Annotated in this window: 17 protein-coding genes; 5 read left to right on the plus strand and 12 right to left on the minus strand. The window is 37.8% G+C overall.

Features of this window, described 5'->3' with window-relative positions; translation table 11 throughout:
- Positions 1-93 precede the first annotated feature (93 nt).
- From H4J75_RS00635 to H4J75_RS00655, 5 genes are all read right to left on the minus strand, one after another.
- The gene (locus tag H4J75_RS00635; protein WP_182221082.1) at positions 94-780 is read right to left on the minus strand and encodes a flagellar hook assembly protein FlgD; all 687 of its coding nucleotides are present in this window, start codon (positions 778-780) and stop codon (positions 94-96) included.
- 21 nt (positions 781-801) lie between these two features.
- Positions 802-1,221 (minus strand): flagellar basal body rod protein FlgC, encoded by a 420-nt coding sequence (gene flgC / locus H4J75_RS00640; RefSeq protein ID WP_070374653.1) that lies wholly within the window; start codon positions 1,219-1,221, stop codon positions 802-804.
- Positions 1,222-1,223: 2 nt separating this feature from the next.
- Complete coding sequence (flgB, locus tag H4J75_RS00645; protein WP_070374654.1) at positions 1,224-1,625, minus strand: flagellar basal body rod protein FlgB; 402 nt, start codon at positions 1,623-1,625, stop codon at positions 1,224-1,226.
- 70 nt (positions 1,626-1,695) lie between these two features.
- The gene (locus H4J75_RS00650; protein WP_182213490.1) at positions 1,696-2,529 is read right to left on the minus strand and encodes a protein-glutamate O-methyltransferase CheR; all 834 of its coding nucleotides are present in this window, start codon (positions 2,527-2,529) and stop codon (positions 1,696-1,698) included.
- Positions 2,530-2,594: 65 nt separating this feature from the next.
- Positions 2,595-3,542: a chemotaxis protein gene (locus H4J75_RS00655; RefSeq protein ID WP_182213488.1), complete on the minus strand. Its 948-nt coding sequence runs from the start codon at positions 3,540-3,542 to the stop codon at positions 2,595-2,597.
- Between the two features lie 183 nt (positions 3,543-3,725).
- Between H4J75_RS00655 and flgA the strand changes: the two genes are divergently transcribed.
- From flgA to flgN, 3 genes are all read left to right on the plus strand, one after another.
- Entirely contained in the window at positions 3,726-4,418 is a 693-nt protein-coding gene (flgA, locus tag H4J75_RS00660; protein WP_182213486.1) for a flagellar basal body P-ring formation chaperone FlgA, read from the plus strand.
- 74 nt (positions 4,419-4,492) lie between these two features.
- Positions 4,493-4,807 (plus strand): flagellar biosynthesis anti-sigma factor FlgM, encoded by a 315-nt coding sequence (gene flgM, locus H4J75_RS00665; protein WP_070374658.1) that lies wholly within the window; start codon positions 4,493-4,495, stop codon positions 4,805-4,807.
- A gap of 37 nt (positions 4,808-4,844) precedes the next feature.
- Positions 4,845-5,273: a flagellar export chaperone FlgN gene (gene flgN / locus H4J75_RS00670; protein WP_182213485.1), complete on the plus strand. Its 429-nt coding sequence runs from the start codon at positions 4,845-4,847 to the stop codon at positions 5,271-5,273.
- Between the two features lie 181 nt (positions 5,274-5,454).
- Here flgN and H4J75_RS00675 read toward each other — a convergent pair whose 3' ends face one another.
- The 3 genes from H4J75_RS00675 to yaaA form a co-directional block, all read right to left on the minus strand.
- Positions 5,455-7,251, minus strand: coding sequence for a TIGR03545 family protein (locus tag H4J75_RS00675; protein ID WP_182213483.1), 1,797 nt, complete (start codon positions 7,249-7,251; stop codon positions 5,455-5,457).
- Positions 7,251-7,769, minus strand: a complete 519-nt coding sequence (locus H4J75_RS00680; protein WP_070374661.1) for a TIGR03546 family protein — start codon at positions 7,767-7,769, stop codon at positions 7,251-7,253. The genes H4J75_RS00675 and H4J75_RS00680 overlap by 1 nt, the downstream gene beginning before the upstream one ends.
- 93 nt (positions 7,770-7,862) lie before the next feature.
- Positions 7,863-8,639: a peroxide stress protein YaaA gene (gene yaaA / locus H4J75_RS00685; protein ID WP_182176181.1), complete on the minus strand. Its 777-nt coding sequence runs from the start codon at positions 8,637-8,639 to the stop codon at positions 7,863-7,865.
- A 247-nt stretch (positions 8,640-8,886) separates the two neighbouring features.
- On the opposite strand from yaaA, the gene tal reads away from it, so the two are divergent.
- The gene (gene tal / locus H4J75_RS00690; protein WP_182221083.1) at positions 8,887-9,840 is read left to right on the plus strand and encodes a transaldolase; all 954 of its coding nucleotides are present in this window, start codon (positions 8,887-8,889) and stop codon (positions 9,838-9,840) included.
- Between the two features lie 148 nt (positions 9,841-9,988).
- Positions 9,989-10,162: a DUF3545 family protein gene (locus H4J75_RS00695; protein ID WP_083277925.1), complete on the plus strand. Its 174-nt coding sequence runs from the start codon at positions 9,989-9,991 to the stop codon at positions 10,160-10,162.
- 71 nt (positions 10,163-10,233) lie between these two features.
- Here the strand turns inward: H4J75_RS00695 and H4J75_RS00700 are convergent, their stop codons facing one another.
- The 4 genes from H4J75_RS00700 to H4J75_RS00715 all read right to left on the minus strand — a co-directional run bounded on the left by H4J75_RS00700 (position 10,234) and on the right by H4J75_RS00715 (position 16,517).
- Positions 10,234-13,350 (minus strand): efflux RND transporter permease subunit, encoded by a 3,117-nt coding sequence (locus H4J75_RS00700; RefSeq protein WP_182213478.1) that lies wholly within the window; start codon positions 13,348-13,350, stop codon positions 10,234-10,236.
- Positions 13,347-14,639: an efflux RND transporter periplasmic adaptor subunit gene (locus H4J75_RS00705; protein ID WP_182213477.1), complete on the minus strand. Its 1,293-nt coding sequence runs from the start codon at positions 14,637-14,639 to the stop codon at positions 13,347-13,349. The genes H4J75_RS00700 and H4J75_RS00705 overlap by 4 nt, the downstream gene beginning before the upstream one ends.
- A 2-nt stretch (positions 14,640-14,641) precedes the next feature.
- Positions 14,642-16,066: a TolC family protein gene (locus H4J75_RS00710; protein WP_182221084.1), complete on the minus strand. Its 1,425-nt coding sequence runs from the start codon at positions 16,064-16,066 to the stop codon at positions 14,642-14,644.
- A gap of 196 nt (positions 16,067-16,262) precedes the next feature.
- Entirely contained in the window at positions 16,263-16,517 is a 255-nt protein-coding gene (locus tag H4J75_RS00715; RefSeq protein ID WP_182213473.1) for a cytochrome C oxidase subunit IV family protein, read from the minus strand.
- Positions 16,518-16,526: the final 9 nt, after the last annotated feature.

Here is a 16,526-nt window from a genome sequence, read left to right on the forward strand (position 1 = left end):
AACTGTTTATCTTAATTATTTCTAATTTTCGAGTATTCACTCTTCATTGAAATAACAGTGGCTTAAATTTATTTAGTTCGAAGAACTATTAATTTAACCTTCTGATACTTCCACCACATCTGCTAGTGCCATGGAACTGCCACCATTAAGATTTAATAAAATATTTCCACCTGCACCGGCTAACGTCACACTATCAACTTTACGATAGGTCATCGCTTGTAATTCTGATGCTTCACCTTCCACTAATCCTGCAATTCTAAAACGATAAGCACCTTGTGGAGCGGGCTCGCCATTTGTCATCTTGCCGTCCCAATTAAAGGTAAACTCACCTGCAGCCACACTGCCAACAGGAACTGTTTGAATAAGTTCTCCAGCGGTGTTTTCAACATAAATATTCACATTACTTGCCGCTTTATCAGTGATCATTTTGCCTTTAACGGCTTCACCTTCAGCCATACCAAAAACATTATCATCAACTAGAACGCTACGACCCACTAACGAGGAGGCTTGTAATGCTTGACTCGATGACATGGATGCAGCAAATGATGTAAATTGTTCATTTAGCGTTGCCACACCGTCAGTCGTTGAAAACGCGGTCATTTGCGAAATCATTTCATTATTTTCAACGGGCTTAGTCGGATCTTGATGAGAAAGCTCTTTGGTCAGTAACGCAAAGAAATCTTCTTGCGTTAACATACCATTGCCATTATCCGTCTTAGTAACATCTTCCTTTTGCCAGCGCATGCCATCTAAAGGTTTACTTCCGCTTACTGTTTCCATATTTTATCCCACCTTTAATTGTTACTTGCCAAGCTGTAAGGTTTTATTCAGCATATTTTTTGCTGATTCAGCCAATTGAACATTTGTTTGATATGAGCGTGATGCTGAAATCATATTGGTCATTTCTTCAATCACGTTTACATTGGGTTTATAAATGAAACCATCTTTATCTGCCATTGGGTGTCCCGGAGAGTGCTGAATGTTTAAAGGCTGATCGCTTTCCACAATGCCTAAAACTTTGACACCTACGCCTGAGTCATCTTGTCCTGCGGCAGCTTTTTGCATCTCTGCGGCAAAAACCGGATGCCGTGCTCGATAGGTTGCATCAACACTACTGCTAACACTATCAGCATTAGCAATGTTACTTGCGGTGGTATTTAAGCGAACAGATTGAGCGCTCATACCCGTGCCAGATATAGTAAATACGTTAAATAGGCTCATAATTATTGCCCTGCTCCGGTGATGGCTTTTTTCAAGCCTTTAATCCTGCCAGTAAGAAATTGAATGCTGGCTTGATACTGCATTGAGTTTTCTAGATACAAGTTTCGTTCCACTTGTGCATCTACGGTATTACCATCGCCAGTATCTGGTTGATCTGGTGTTCTAAATTGCACCCCATTATTGGTTGCAATGCGAACATCAAAATGCTTTTCGTGGGTTCGTGACATACCTGATTGTTGCTTTTGAGAGGCTTGCGCTAAGGCAGACTTAAAGTCCATGCCCTTGGCTTTATAGCCAGGTGTATCTGCATTAGCAATATTACTAGCAATAACTTCTGCACGTTTAGAACGAACAGCAAGTGTTTGTGGGTGAATGCCAAGTGCTTTTTCAAAAGTGATAGCCATAGTGTTACCTCCAAATCAATGAAGATAACTATACAATTTCTATGCCAACGGGGAGTTTAGTGGGGGGATATTAAGTCTTTTTTTGATAAATGATACCAGGATTACAGCGAACCATATCAAAGTTTTGGTTTAAACCCGTTAAGGATTCCGAGGCGCCAAGAAAGAGATAGCCGTTAGGATTTAGCACGCCTTCAATTTGAGATATTATTTGCTTTTTAATTTCTGGTGCGAAGTAAATCAATACGTTACGACAAAATACAATATCAAACTTACCCATTAAACTATAACTATTTAGGAGATTTAGTTGCCTAAAGCTAACCATTTTCTTAACCGAGTCTTTGACTTTTGACATACCTTTATCGCCATTTTCAAAAAACATTCTTTTGCGTTCGGCTGATAAACCTCGTGACAAAGCTAAATTGTCATAATGGCCATACTTACAATGCTCAAGCATAGTATTGGAGATATCAGTGCCAATAATTTGAACACCCCCCGAAAACGCAGCAGGATTACTTTGCTTAAATTCTTGAACTGCCATCGCAATAGAATAAGGTTCTTGACCTGAAGAACTTGCCGCTGACCAAATTTTTAAAGGCGTTCTTTGATTTTTAAACTCAGGAAGTAAGCGTTTTTTCAATAGTTCAAAGGGGTACTCATCGCGAAACCACAAGGTTTCGTTGGTCGTCATGGCATCGATAACTGCGGCGCGTAACTGCCTTTCAATTGGACTGAGAGTACGAGTGACTAAATCACCTAATGTGGTAACATCAAATTTAGCCATTAAAGGGGCTAAACGGCTTTTTACTAGGTATTGTTTATTTTCACCTAAGACGATGCCACATTGTTTCTCTAGGAAGACTCTAAACTGATGATAACTGCTATCATCAAGCTGTCGGATTGACACTTCGATATTCCGCCTTAAATTATTATTATCATTTATTAACGATAGAATACGCTAAAAATAATGGGTTAATTAGCATTATTTGCTAGTTCATCTTTCTTTAACCATTTTTTTACTGCTGTGGCTAACTCATCAGGATGAAACTTTGGAATAAAATCTTCTGCACCAACTTTAGCAACCATGGCATTATTAAAAACACCACTTAGCGAAGTATGTAAAATAACCGGCATGGCTTTCAATCGATCATTATTTTTAATCTCAGCGGTTAAGGTGTAACCGTCCATTTCAGGCATTTCTATATCAGAGATAAGTAAAGCCACTTTTTCGGTAATTGATGTATGACACTCGGCTTCTATAGCAAGTAATTGATCTAAAGCGTCTTGGCCATTTTTAGCTAACAACATTGTTAAGCCTAATGGCTCTAGAGCTCTTCTCACCTGATTTCGAGCTACGGTTGAATCATCCGCGATCATAATTACCCGTTCGCCAAGACTAACTCCGACACTCGCATCAACAACACCTTCACTGAGTTCTGTTGAAATAGGACTAATTTCATTTAAAATTTTCTCTACATCTAAAATAGAGACCATTTTTTTGTCTATTTCTGTAACCGCCGTTAAATAGCTTGATTTGCCAGCACCTTCTGGAGGGGGCATGATATCTTTCCAGCTTAACGTGACGATTCTCTCAACACCGCCAACTAAAAAGCCCTGCACACTGCGATTATATTCTGCAATAATGACAAAGGAATTTTCATCTGGCACTATTTCTGGGCCACCTGTCGATTTGCTCAAATCGATCACTGAAATGGTTTGGCCACGAATATGGGCAACACCTTTAATAAAAGGGTCTTGTCCTGGCAGTAAGGTTAAGCGCGGACAAGGCATAACTTCACGTACTTTAAAAACATTAATACCAAAACGTTGTGGTCCGATTAAACGAAAAAGTAATAATTCAAGCCTATTCTGTCCAACCAACTGAGTGCGTTGATTTACTGAGTCTAAAATTCCTGCCATACAAACCTCATTTTACTTAATTCACAAAAAGGCACACTTCTTGATTGTGCTTACAGATACATATTGAACGTTCAATTTTTTGACGTTTAGTGCGTATTCGTCTGTTTTTAATTATTGTTAAACTATACATAAATTAAGCATAGACGAGTATTTTAATTTCCCTAGCAAATAGTTGACAAATTTATGAGCATATTCAAGATATTTATCATTCTTTCGCTAATCTCAGCGCTTTTTTCAAATCTAGCCTTTGCCCAAACGATGGACAGACAGCAACTTCAAGATTTTGTTACCCAATTTATAAAAAATAACACGCCATTGCCAAAGCAAGGAAAGATAAACGTTTCAGTCTCTACTTTAGATCCCAGAATTATTATTCAACCTTGTTTAACACCTTTAATCGCAAATATACCTGAAAATCATAATGGTAGAAACGTAAATGTTAAAATAAATTGCGACGACCCATCGTCTTGGTATCTTTATATTCCTGCAAAAATTCAAGTGGTCATACCGGTAGTTGTTGCAAAAAGTATCATTAGTAAGGGCAGTAGAGTTGATAGTTCAAATGTCACCATTGAATATCGCGATAAATATAGAATTCGTGGTGAGAGCTTAGATGATACCAGAATCGTTATTGGTACCCGAGCTAAAAGAAAGTTGAGGGCGGGTGTGATTCTAACTAAAAAAAATATTTGTTTTGTTTGCAAAGGCAGCCATGTCACGCTTATTGCGCAATCGAATACCTTGACAATAAAAACCTCCGGCATAGCCCTTGAAGACGGGGGGCTTGGCGAGCAAATAGCGGTTGAAAATGAAGGCAGTGGTAGAACGGTAACAGGGCGAGTATCGGCTATCAACGAAGTGATAATTAATTTATAATAATGGTTAAGTTATTAGGCTGCTTGCCGATAACAAGATAGTGAATATCAACCCGTTATCTATAGGATAGTATTATGGCTATAAATATCAATAACTTGTCAAACAACAGTCAGGTAAAGCAAAAGCTTGATCAACAAGTACAAGTCAAACAGCAAGCCACACAAAATGCAGCAAGTAGTGAACAAGGAAGATCTGTAGGTAAAGATTCAGTCTCTTTAACACCACAAGCTCAACAGTTAAATGAGTTACAAAAGAAAGCGAATGACGCACCAGCCGTTGATCAGAAAAAAATCGATCAACTCAAAAAAGCCATTGCAAATGGTGAGTATAAAGTTGATCCTGAAAAGCTTGCTGCCAGTATAGCAAATTTCGAATTTAAACTAGGCTAACAGTTTACTGTTAACCTAATCACAGGAGTTACACCTGATGACAGCGTTAGCAGCAGAGCAATTAATTGCTCAACAGTTACATAACCTACAGCAGCTTGAAGAGCTGCTCAGCGTTGAAAAAGAAGTCTTACAAAAACAAAGCCCACAAGCATTAACTGCCGTTACCGAGCAAAAAGAGGCTTTGCTAAAAGCCATACAGCAACTTGATGAACAAAACGCTCAAAATATTATTTTGAAAAACGAAGTTAAATCAGGTATTCATCAGCAAGAGATTGCTGAAATTGAAGCTATTTTACTGCGTTGTAAAGACAAAAATCAGGTTAACGGTCAAATCATACAGCAATCTTCACTTGCCGCTGAACGCATGAAAAACTCCTTGCTTGAGAATCATAACCGCTCATCAATGACCTACAATAGTAAGGGCAAGAAAAGTGGTGGCCTTAGCAGTTTAGGCATTAAAGCTTAGTAAAAACAACACGCTAATTAACAACAAAAAGCCTCAACTTAACAATAAGCTGAGGCTTTTTTTACAGAAAAAACTAAAACGACTTTATTAAACGAGTTTAGCTTGGCCGCTCAGCTCCCCCCTTGGCAGCTACGATAGCTGAGCGTAAACTTGTCATTAATGATGAGTAAGCTAAGCAAGCCTAACCAAATAGTTTCCCTAGTTTTTCTTTTGCTTTATCTTTGAGCTTATCTTTTTGTTTATCTTCAAACTCTTTCTTTTTCGCTGCGACGATATCTGAGTTAATCAGCTCATCTAATGCTTTATCGCTATCTCCAATCAGTGCTTCAACATCCATTAGAGACTCGGCTTCCTTATTACTTCCCCCTAAAGCTTGAGTAAGCTTAGTGTTTAACCCTGCTTTAATGTCAGATTTGAAGCTTGTTAATTTAGTTGATACTTGCTGCACCATTGAATCTTTTAATTGGTTATCAAGTGGTGATGAGATAGATAACGTCGGAGCCGTTATTTTACCTTTTGCAGCTATGGTTAACGCCAACGACTTAAGAGACTGAACTGTGTCAATAAAGAGTGTACTTAACTTCGAAGTGCCAGCACCACTATATTGAGTATTAGCTAGGTTAAGTTTATTTTCACTGTCAATTTGGTCATCAATGAATGAAAAAGACCCCTTACCTGATAATAAACCACTGTTAAGATCTAAAGTAAAAGCACTTGATTTTTGTAGTGAAACATCTTTTAAGGTGACATCGGCAAGTTGCCACTGCCCCTTACCTGTTAAAACATCTTGCTTATCTAGTGAGAAAGCTAACCCTAAGGTTAATTTCCCCGAGCCCTGTACATTGTCACTTTTAACGTTAATAACACTGTTATTACCTCGTACCCAGTGCTGATGTGTCAATTCTTTGCCGCTAATTGCAAATTCACCTTGTGGCAATATTAAAGAAAAATTTGCTTGTTCGATAAGTACGTCGGGCAAAGGTGTTTCATCATTAAACTGCACATAACGACCTTGATCACTTGCTACTGGTGCTTCTTTGTCGACTTTTGAAGATTTAATTAGCGGTGCTATATTTCGATAAACAGTATCAGCATAACCAAAGTATTCTCTTGCTTGCTCACCAAACAACAAGTGAGCAAAATCAGCACCATCGACACTGTCAAGTTGGTACTTGCTCTCAATGTTTTTCCAATCCGCGCTTGGCGCATCTTTTAAAGCTTTAGTCTGTTCGCTTAATAATGTTTTTGAAGCGCTAACTTGCTGCTTTGCTTTGTTCATGACCACTTGATCAGCTTCGAACTTCGTTTTTAGCGCAGTAAAATCTTTATTAAGCTTTTCAAGATCGGCTAAACTTTCTATCTTAATATTAGCGAGTTGCTCTACTTGCTTTTTATAGTCTGCTAACGCGTCTTTAGTCGGAAGTGTTTCATAAGCAGCTTGCAGCTTTTTCTTTTCGATTTGATAACTTTGCTCTAAAGCTTTGCCACGTTTGACCGTTAGCAAATCACTATTATTGAGTAAATCTTCAGCTTTAGGTAGGCTAACATCAAGTTTAGGTAACATTGAATCACCTACACCGTCACTGCCATTTTCAGTATCATCACCAAGCCTATAGACTTCACCTACAGACTGCCTAGGCTGATCGATTCTTAACTCAGCAACGTTTAACTCGCTAATATATAACTTACCAAATAAATATTGCCAAACATCGACACCGGCTGAGGCTTGTGAAAAACTCACCAAATTATGGCTAGGTTTTTCAGGATCGGTTGCTTGGAAACCTTCAATACTCAGTGTTAAGGGTAAATAGTTAATTTCAACTTCACTAACATTAACCTCTGCACCTAGATACCATTCGCCTGATTTTTCTATACCTTTCTTAACTAAAGCGTCTGCAAATAAATAAATAAAAGCGATCATTAATCCCATGACCACAAAAAAACCAACTAGCCCTTTCCAACGAATAAAACGACTCATTACAACTCTCCTTGGCCAGAAACGTGGCTATAAATACGGTAGAACTTTGATGCTTTTAATGCCTTAACAATACGGAACTTCTCAAAGAAGGCTTTAATATGTAGTCGATACTTTTCAATTAAAAAATTACTTAGATAATATAACGGCACCGCTAATAAACAGCCAAGCACCAAAGCACCCAACGTATAAGTATGGTGAAGATGGCCTAGTTTAAATAACGAAGACTGATATAAAGCATCAAATAAAGGGTGTAATGACTTTGCTGTTAGTAATGACTCACCAACAGTAACGATCAATGATGACAACAAATAACTTAACCCTTTAAAGAATCCCCAAGCGACTATAAAACCGCCGATATTGACTCTTAAAAATAAAACCACGAATATAAAAGCAATATTATGCAAGGTAAGCAGTGGCGATAGTCCAACGATAAAACCTAACGCTATGGCCAATGATATTTGCCGAGTAGAGCTTTCTGAGTTCAGTGCATTGAACAGTTTAGCGAGTAATGTAAGCATTCCTTTTCCTTTTTTGTGTTCTCTTGCTATGTATTTACCACTTAAAGCTTAGTGGGTTAAGTATAACTAAAGCAGGCTTATGCATTAGCGCTACTATTGCGTTTCTTTACGGGTATAAACAAAATCATTACCTTGACTCATTTCTTCACTATATTGATAGCCAGCAACATCAAAGGATTTAAGTTGTTCAACCTCTGTTAAGCGATGTTCAATGATATAACGTGCCATTAAACCTCGTGCTTTTTTGGCAAAGAAACTGATCATTTTAAATTGACCATTTTTCCAATCTTTAAATGCTGGAGTAATTATTTCACCTTGAAGCTTTTTTTTATTTACTGATTTAAAATATTCATTAGAGGCTAGGTTAATTAACACTTTATCACCCTGCTGGGCCAATGCTTCATTGACATGGTCAGTAATAATGTCTCCCCAAAACTGATACAAGTTGCTGCCACGATCATTCGCTAACCTTGAACCCATTTCTAAGCGGTAGGCTTGCATTAAATCAAGAGGTTTGAGTAAACCGTATAATCCTGACAAAATTCTCATGTGTTTTTGTGCGAAATCAAAATCATCTTCATTAAATGTTTTGGCGTCTAATCCGGTATAAACATCACCATTAAACGCTAATACCGCTGGGCGAGCATTATCAACAGTAAAAGGCATTGACCATTCACCAAATCGAGCAGCGTTTAACCCAGCAAGTTTATCACTAATGCCCATTAAGGTTGATATCTCTGCAGGTGTTAATTTTTGGCAATGGTCAATTAAATCTTTACTGTGCGCTAAAAGCTCAGGTTGAGAAAATTTATTAGTGGGTAATGGTGACTCAAAGTCTAAGTTTTTAGCTGGAGAAACAACAAGTAGCATAACGGTCCCGTTTAATACAATATCAAAATATATAACCCATATAATACAATAAATCCGCTAAACATGAAGATAAATGATAAGCCAATTACCGTCATAGTTAAAAAAATGTCGAACATACTTGCTATATATTGAAAATTTGTTACAAATATAGTCATATTAGGCATTACATCAAAGGTTTATCACTTTTTCAGCCATTTATGTTGTAATAATTCTCCAATTTTAAGTTTTTCGTAAAAAGGTAAAGGACATGACTAACCAGCTTTCTCAATTAAAAAAAATGACTACTGTAGTTGCTGACACCGGCGATATTGAAGCAATCGCAAATTTTCAACCACAAGATGCAACCACAAACCCATCGCTATTATTAAAAGCAGCATCACTTGAAGGTTATCAACATTTACTTACCGAAGCGGTAACATGGGCAAAAGCACAGTCATCAAATACAGAACAACAAGTTATTGATGCCGCTGATAAACTATCAGTATTAATTGGCTTAGAAATTTTAAAAACTGTACCAGGTCGTATTTCAACAGAAGTAGATTCACGTTTATCTTTTGATACTCAAGCTTCAATTGCCAAAGCACATAAGCTTATGGCGATGTATAAAGAAGCAGGTATTAATAACGATCGTATCCTTATTAAACTGGCATCAACTTGGGAAGGTATTAAAGCGGCAGAGCAACTAGAAAAGGTTGGTATTAACTGTAACCTAACTTTATTGTTTAGTTTTGCTCAAGCACAAGCTTGTGCCGAGTCAGGGGTTTACTTAATCTCGCCTTTTGTTGGCCGGATCTTAGATTGGTACAAAAAGGATAGCGGCAAAAGTGAATACGCAGCGGATGAAGACCCTGGTGTGATCTCGGTAACTAGCATTTATAACTATTACAAAGGTAAAGGTTATAAAACGGTGGTGATGGGAGCAAGTTTTAGAAACATAGATGAGATACGTCAACTTGCCGGATGTGATCGTTTAACGATAAGTCCAAACCTATTAGACGAACTATCAAAGTGTAATGACCCGCTTGAGCAAAAATTATTTAGTGAGCAACCCAAATTAGCCGCTCAAGAAAAATTATCAGAAAGTAGCTATCGTTGGGCAATGAATGAAGATGCTATGGCCACAGAAAAACTGGCTGAAGGGATCAGAAATTTTACCCTTGACCAGATAAAATTAGAAAAACAGCTTGCTGAGTTACTTTAATAGCTATTTTTCATACGGTTAGTTCAAAATAAAGCCTAAAAAGAGTTACTTTATCACCAAGTATTATCGGAGTTTATTGCTTTAATTATTTGCTTATCATCTTGAATGTGTTATTAAAAAGGTGCTGTTAAATAAAAAGGAGTGTTCTATGGATAAACTTGAACAAGTAATGGGCTCGTTTGGTAAAAGACCTAAGTCCTCAGAAAGCACTAATAAGAAAAGAAAATGGCGTGAAATAGAACTTATAAAAGAAAGATTCCAATTAGAAAAAGAGCTAAAAGCATATGAAGACTCGTTAGAATTTATGCTGGAAGATTTCTAGTTTTATTTCAAATGAAAAAACCCAGTTTTTAACTGGGTTTTTTATTGCTTGAAATACCATAAATGTAAAAGCTAAACTTGCTCTAGAACATACCCCGTAGGCTTAACACCAAAAAACGCCTTTATCTGTTCAACAAGCAAGTAGTTAACCGGCACTAAAATCAAGGTAATAAATGTCGCGAACAATATACCAAAACCAAGAGAAACAGCCATTGGAATAAGGAATTGTGCTTGAGTTGATTGCTCAAAAAGTAACGGCATTAAACCAATAAAGGTGGTTAAGCTAGTTAACATCACAGGACGAAAACGTGAAGCGCCCGCGGTAAGTACTGCTTCCATAAGCTTAATACCTTCGGCTCGTTTTTTATTGATAAAATCAACTAATACCAAGGAGTCATTCACCACCACACCAATTAATGCCAGCATGCCCAATAAGCTCATAATCGTTAATTCCATGCCCATGATCCAGTGACCTATAACGGCACCTATCATACCAAAAGGAATAACGCTCATGACAATAATAGGTTGTAGATAAGACTTAAATGGAATGGCCAGCAAAGCATAAATAATAAAGAAAACAAAAACTAATGCCCAAGCTAACGATCCAAATGATTCACGTTGCTCTTTAGCTTCACCTTCAAGCGAATGACTGACACCAGGATATTGTAAAAGAAGCTCATCCAAGTAAGTTTTTAAATCGGCCTGTAATATTGTCATATTGGTGTTTTCTTTATCGACATCAGCGCTAACATTTGCCGTTCTATAACGATCGATTCTAGAGATGGTTGATGGACTTTTCCCTGGAATTAAGCGAGCAACATGTGCCAAAGGCACTGAACCACCATTGGGAGTTCCAATAAGAATATTTTCTAAATCAGCAGTCGTGCGGCGCTCACTCAAAGGTAAGCGTACCATTACCCGAACATCGTCTCTACCACGTTGAATACGTTGAACTTGTGAGCCAAAGAACGAGCGGCGTACTTCATTAGATATACTTACTCTGGTTAACCCGAGCGCTTTGCCTTGCTCAGTTAATTCGATTTGTAGCTCTTCTTTTCCGTCAGACAAACTATCTTCTATGTCAAAAACGGTTGGGTAAGTAGCTAAGCGTATCTTTACCTTATCGGTAATTTCTTTAAGCGAGTCCAAAGAGCTTGCTTTAAGCTGTACTTGGATAGGGTCTGATGACCTACCTATTTCGGCTCTAAAGGTCATACTTTCAGCGCCAGGAATTGGCCCAATAAGCTCCCGCCATTCGCGAACTAACTGTGTTGAACCAATTGATAAGCTTCTAGACTCTGGCGGCGTTATTTCAAAACGAACACTGCCTTGATTGGTTGTGCCACCTCTGCCACCCGTTGTCGCCAAAATATTAATAATGATACTTTCATTCGTCGCCTCATCAATATATTTCTCACGTAACTCTTCCGCTTTCTCTGTCATTTTTAAGATATGTTTATTCGTTACCTCAAATGGTGAGCCTGCTGGTAAGGTTAATGAAGCTCTTACCGTCTCACTGGGTATTCTTGGAAAGAATATAAATTTAGTCCAGCCACTCATGACCAAGGTAATGATAATTAAGAAAACACCAACAAAACCAAAAAATGTCGCTGTTTTAAAATTAATGGCTTTTTTTAATAAAGGCTGATAATAACGTAAAATTGTGTTTTCAAAGCCATCCGCAAAGCGTTGTTGTAATTGGCTAAATTTAGATGTTTTTGTTTTTTGACTACGAAGTTTTAAATGCTTTAAATGTGACGGTAAAACAAACTTTGACTCGATTAGAGAAAACAATAAAACAGGAATAACAATGACCGGAATTTGTGCGAACAATGCCCCTCGCGCACCTTCAATAAATGCCAGAGGTAAAAAAGCGGCAATAGTGGTTAATACACCAAAAGTAACTGGTGTAGCCACTTCTTCAGTACCTCTTATGGCTGCCTCTTCCCCTGACTTAGCTGTTTTTAAATGGGTATAAATATTTTCTCCGGTGACAATGGCGTCATCCACGACAATACCGAGTACTAGAATAAAGCCAAATAGGCTCATAACGTTAAGGGTTATGCCAAAAAAAGGCATTGCTATAAAAGCCCCCATAAATGAAATAGGAATGCCAATAAAAACCCAGAAGGCGATCGACGGGCGTAAAAATAAGCTCAGTAGTGCTAAGACTAAAATACCACCTTGCAACGCACTTGTTGTTAACGTTGCAATACGATTTTTTACAATTTGAGAGTCGTCATCCCAATAACTTAACTCAACACCTACCGGCACATTTCCTTGTTGTTCATCAATATAGTTTTTTACTGCATCGGCAACGTCAATGGCACTTTGTGGACCAATACGATAGATGTCGATAAAGGCGGCTTGCTTACCGTTAAAGCGTGTTCTTACCGGTGTTTCTTCAAAAGCATCGGTGATCAACGCAATATCAGACAAACGTAAAATAGAACCATCAGTGTGAGTCTTTATCGCGATGTCAGAAAACTCATTTTTACGATAAGCTTGCCCCTTTGACAATAATAAAACATCCCCTCCTTCGGTTCTTAGATTGCCCGCAGAAACATCGGTACTAGAATTATTTATCGCGGCTGACACTTGGGAGATAGTTAAGTTATATTGTTGTAATTTATCTTGAGGTATTTCAATAGAAACTTCGTAGTTACGAACACCACTAAGCTCTGCCTGAGTAATTTCAGATATTTTTAACAACTCATCGCGTACTTTCTCTGCATACTCGCGCGTTTCTTTTTCACCATAAATACTGGCGACACTAACCGAGATAACTTCTCTTTTTCGAGTCGCTAACGACACTACAGGTTTTTCAGCATCTGATGGAAAAGTATTGATAGAGTCGACACGACTTTTAATATCAGCCAAAACTTCTCGTGCATCGTAGCCACTTTCAACTTCGATATTAACCGCTGAAGAGCCTTCAGATGAACGACTAGCAATTTGCTTAATACCTTCTAGGTCTTGTATCGCCTCTTCTATGCGAATAGAAATACTTTTTTCAACATCTTCTGGCGTAGCACCACGTAACGAGACATTCACATTGATACGATCAGAGGCAAATGAGGGGAAAACCTCAACCGGTATCCGCACAGATAGACTAAATAGACCTAAAATTAAAATAGTAATTAATAACAGATTCGCAGCTACGTGATTTCGAGCAAACCAGGCGATCATTGTGCTTCACCCTTTGATCTTTTAGTGCCTTCAAGTTTTGCCTTATTTTGACGAGCTTTTGGGTTATTTTGTCTTGCTTTACTCGGGATATTTCCTTCAATGGCTACGGGAGTTCCAGAGCTCACTTGTCCTAAAGAAGTTAGCACAAGTTCATCACCGGCAACGAGCCCAGACTCAACAATTGACTCTTTACCGTTTTGCCACCCTAGTAAAACCTCTTTACGAATTAACAAGCCATTTTCGACTGTGTAAACATAGCTTCCCTGATAAATAACATTGCTGGGAATAACCAAAACATTGCTTAGTTCTTTCCCTGTTATCTGGGCAGTAACATATTGACCTATTTTTATCGGTGATCCCAAAGAGGTTGTTGCATCATAGGGGCGATTAATTTGTGCTACAACATAGAGCTGCTGAGACTGTTCATCGATAGCACTTTCGGTGCGAATTATTTTTCCATTCCATGATTGATGGCCAATTAAATCAGAGCTTATTTTTACATCGTCCTTATTACCCTGTTCACCAATATCTCGATATACTTCAGGTAAGTTAATCAAGGAAAGATCTTTATTATTAATCGGTAAGCGAATTTCTACATAATCAACAGCAAAAATGGTGGCAAGTTGACTGTTACTGGTAACAACTTGACCAATATCAACTTGTTTTTTCAAAATGCGTCCCGCATAAGGTGCCACTATTTGGGTGCGTTCTAACGATAGCTTAGCTTTATCTAATTGTGCTTGTGCAGAAAGTACTTTTGCTTTTGCTGACTCAAGTTGCGGCTGACGTAACACTAAAACACCGGCTACTTTACCATTTCCCAACCGCTGCCAGTCAGCTTCTGCTTGTTGAACTCTTGCTTGTTCTTCAAGTAATACTTGGTTGGCAGATAAAAGGTTTGCTTGTGATACTTTTACTTCTGACCGGTAATCTCGATCATCAAGTTGTACTAAAACATCACCTTTTTCAAAAAAACCTCCGTCACGAAATTGACCACTAACTTGAGTGATTTGGCCAGCAACCTGCGCAAAAAGTATGCTTTGTGTACGAGGTTTTACCGTACCAAAACTTTCCACCATAACTTGATAACGTTGCGGCGCTAAAATCTTTGTTGCTACTGTCATCTGGGGCGCTTTTGAGGGTTTAGCCCTTTTCGATTGTGGCGGGTTACTATAAATCAAAGCGACTAATGATAATGTAACGCCAATAATAACAGCTAGGATGATCAATTTTTTTAGCGTGCTTGGTTTTTGTGTTATTTCTGTATGTAAACTTGGTTGTGAAGACATTATTATTCAGCCTTTGGATTAATAGTTGTGGCAGTTTTCTCAGGCACAGTAAAGTCGCCACCGAGTGCTAAATGTAGTTGTATGCGATTGGCAATCAAGCGATTTTTAAGCTTTATCAAGGTACTTTGTGCATCAAACGATCGTGATTGAGCATCAAGCACCGTAGTATAATTAACCAAACCACTTTGATATTGTTCAAAAGAAAGTGTCGCGGCAACTTTGGCATTTTCTTGTGCAGCTAACATACTTTTATAGCTATTTTTTAAACTTTTTTCTTGGGTCACCGCATTCTCAACCTCAGTAAATGCATTATATAAGTGCTCAAGATATTGCTGTTCGTTTTGTTTCAATGCTAACCGCGCTTGTTCTTCATTAGCAGCCAAACGACCAGCATTGAATAGTGGTGCAGAAATATTTCCAAACAATGACCATGCTAATGATGATCCTGATAGCAAGTCATCTATATCAATACCGCTGTCTCCTACCGACGCTGTTAAACTTAGGCTTGGAAAACGTTGTTTGTGTGCATAAGCGAGGCCAGCATCTTTAGCAAGTAGTAAATACCAACTAGACTTTAACTCAGGTTTTCTGCTAATAAGCTCCGATGGCAATCCTAAGGGAATATCAGAGGTTAGTAGCGGTAAATCAGCATCAACTAACAATGTTCCTGTGGGATACTCACCAACTAAACGTTCCAACTGTCTAATTAATTGAGTTTTTACTGTTTTTTGTTCCCAAACACGAGTTAACTCATTGTTTAGCTCATTACGTGTTAGGTAAACATCAAGTGCTTCACTTAAGCCACTGTTATAGCCTGATTCAATAATGTCTAAATTTTGTTGGGAGTTTTTTACACGACCTTGATAAAGTGACAGTAGCTTTTCTGCCTCAACAACCGCGAACCACGTAGTGACAACATCAACCACTAATTGCTGTTTACTTTGCTCAAAATTCGACTGTTCAGCCATAAACGTTAAGTTAGCTTGTTGGTCAGCTGAAGATAGTTTCCCCCATAAATCAAGTTCATAAGTTAAATTCAAATTAACTGAACTTGAATTAGTGTAAGTATCAGAGTCATTGTATTTATTTCGACCCGAACGCAAAGACAAATCAAGCGATGGCCAAAGTGTACTGCCAGAAATGATCAGTTGTTGCTTTTGAATTTCAACATTATACGCTTGAATTTTTAATTGGTGATTTGATGCTAGTGCTGTTCTCACTAATTGTTGAACTTGAGGACTATCAAGCTGTTCTAGCCAGTTATTTTCAACTTGCAAATTCTGTTCACTTTGTTGCCAAGTCGCAGGTAAGTTAATATTTCTAATATTTTTATCAAGCTCAGATGTACTCGAGCAAGCCAACAACAGGGTTGTTGCTAGGACAGTCATAACACTGTGTTTGATCTGTATTCGAAAACGGTTTTCCATAAAAGATGAAACCACTTATAGTACTTTTAATGCTTTAATTGTAATCAGTATTAATCAAAAGCTGTAATGACTTTACAAAAGTTTACTTTCAAAAAATTTATTGCGATGAATAACCTGAATAAAACGGTGAGTGGTATTAGTTTTCAATTTGGATGATTAAACCCATAACTAAGTAAACGTCAATAAGACGCTTAGCTCAGTAAAAAACAGTTAATATGATTAACGAAGGGAATATTACAAAGTAAGTTTTCATCATTAGTCTCAAATACCTATGTGCCCCCTTAAGTTCCATGAAGTGATCAATAACGACAATACCTTTGCACATTATTGTTATTGCAACTAAAACACTAACAACTGTCGTTGACTGAAAGTTTTCACCTAAAAAAGTGTTCAACAAAGTAATTAAAATTAATACCACTAAGTAGTATTCTAATTTTCCAATACCTTTCATATTTCAACG

It is taken from the genome of Colwellia sp. BRX10-1, from assembly GCF_014077545.1.
In the GTDB taxonomy this organism is placed as follows: domain Bacteria; phylum Pseudomonadota; class Gammaproteobacteria; order Enterobacterales; family Alteromonadaceae; genus Colwellia_A.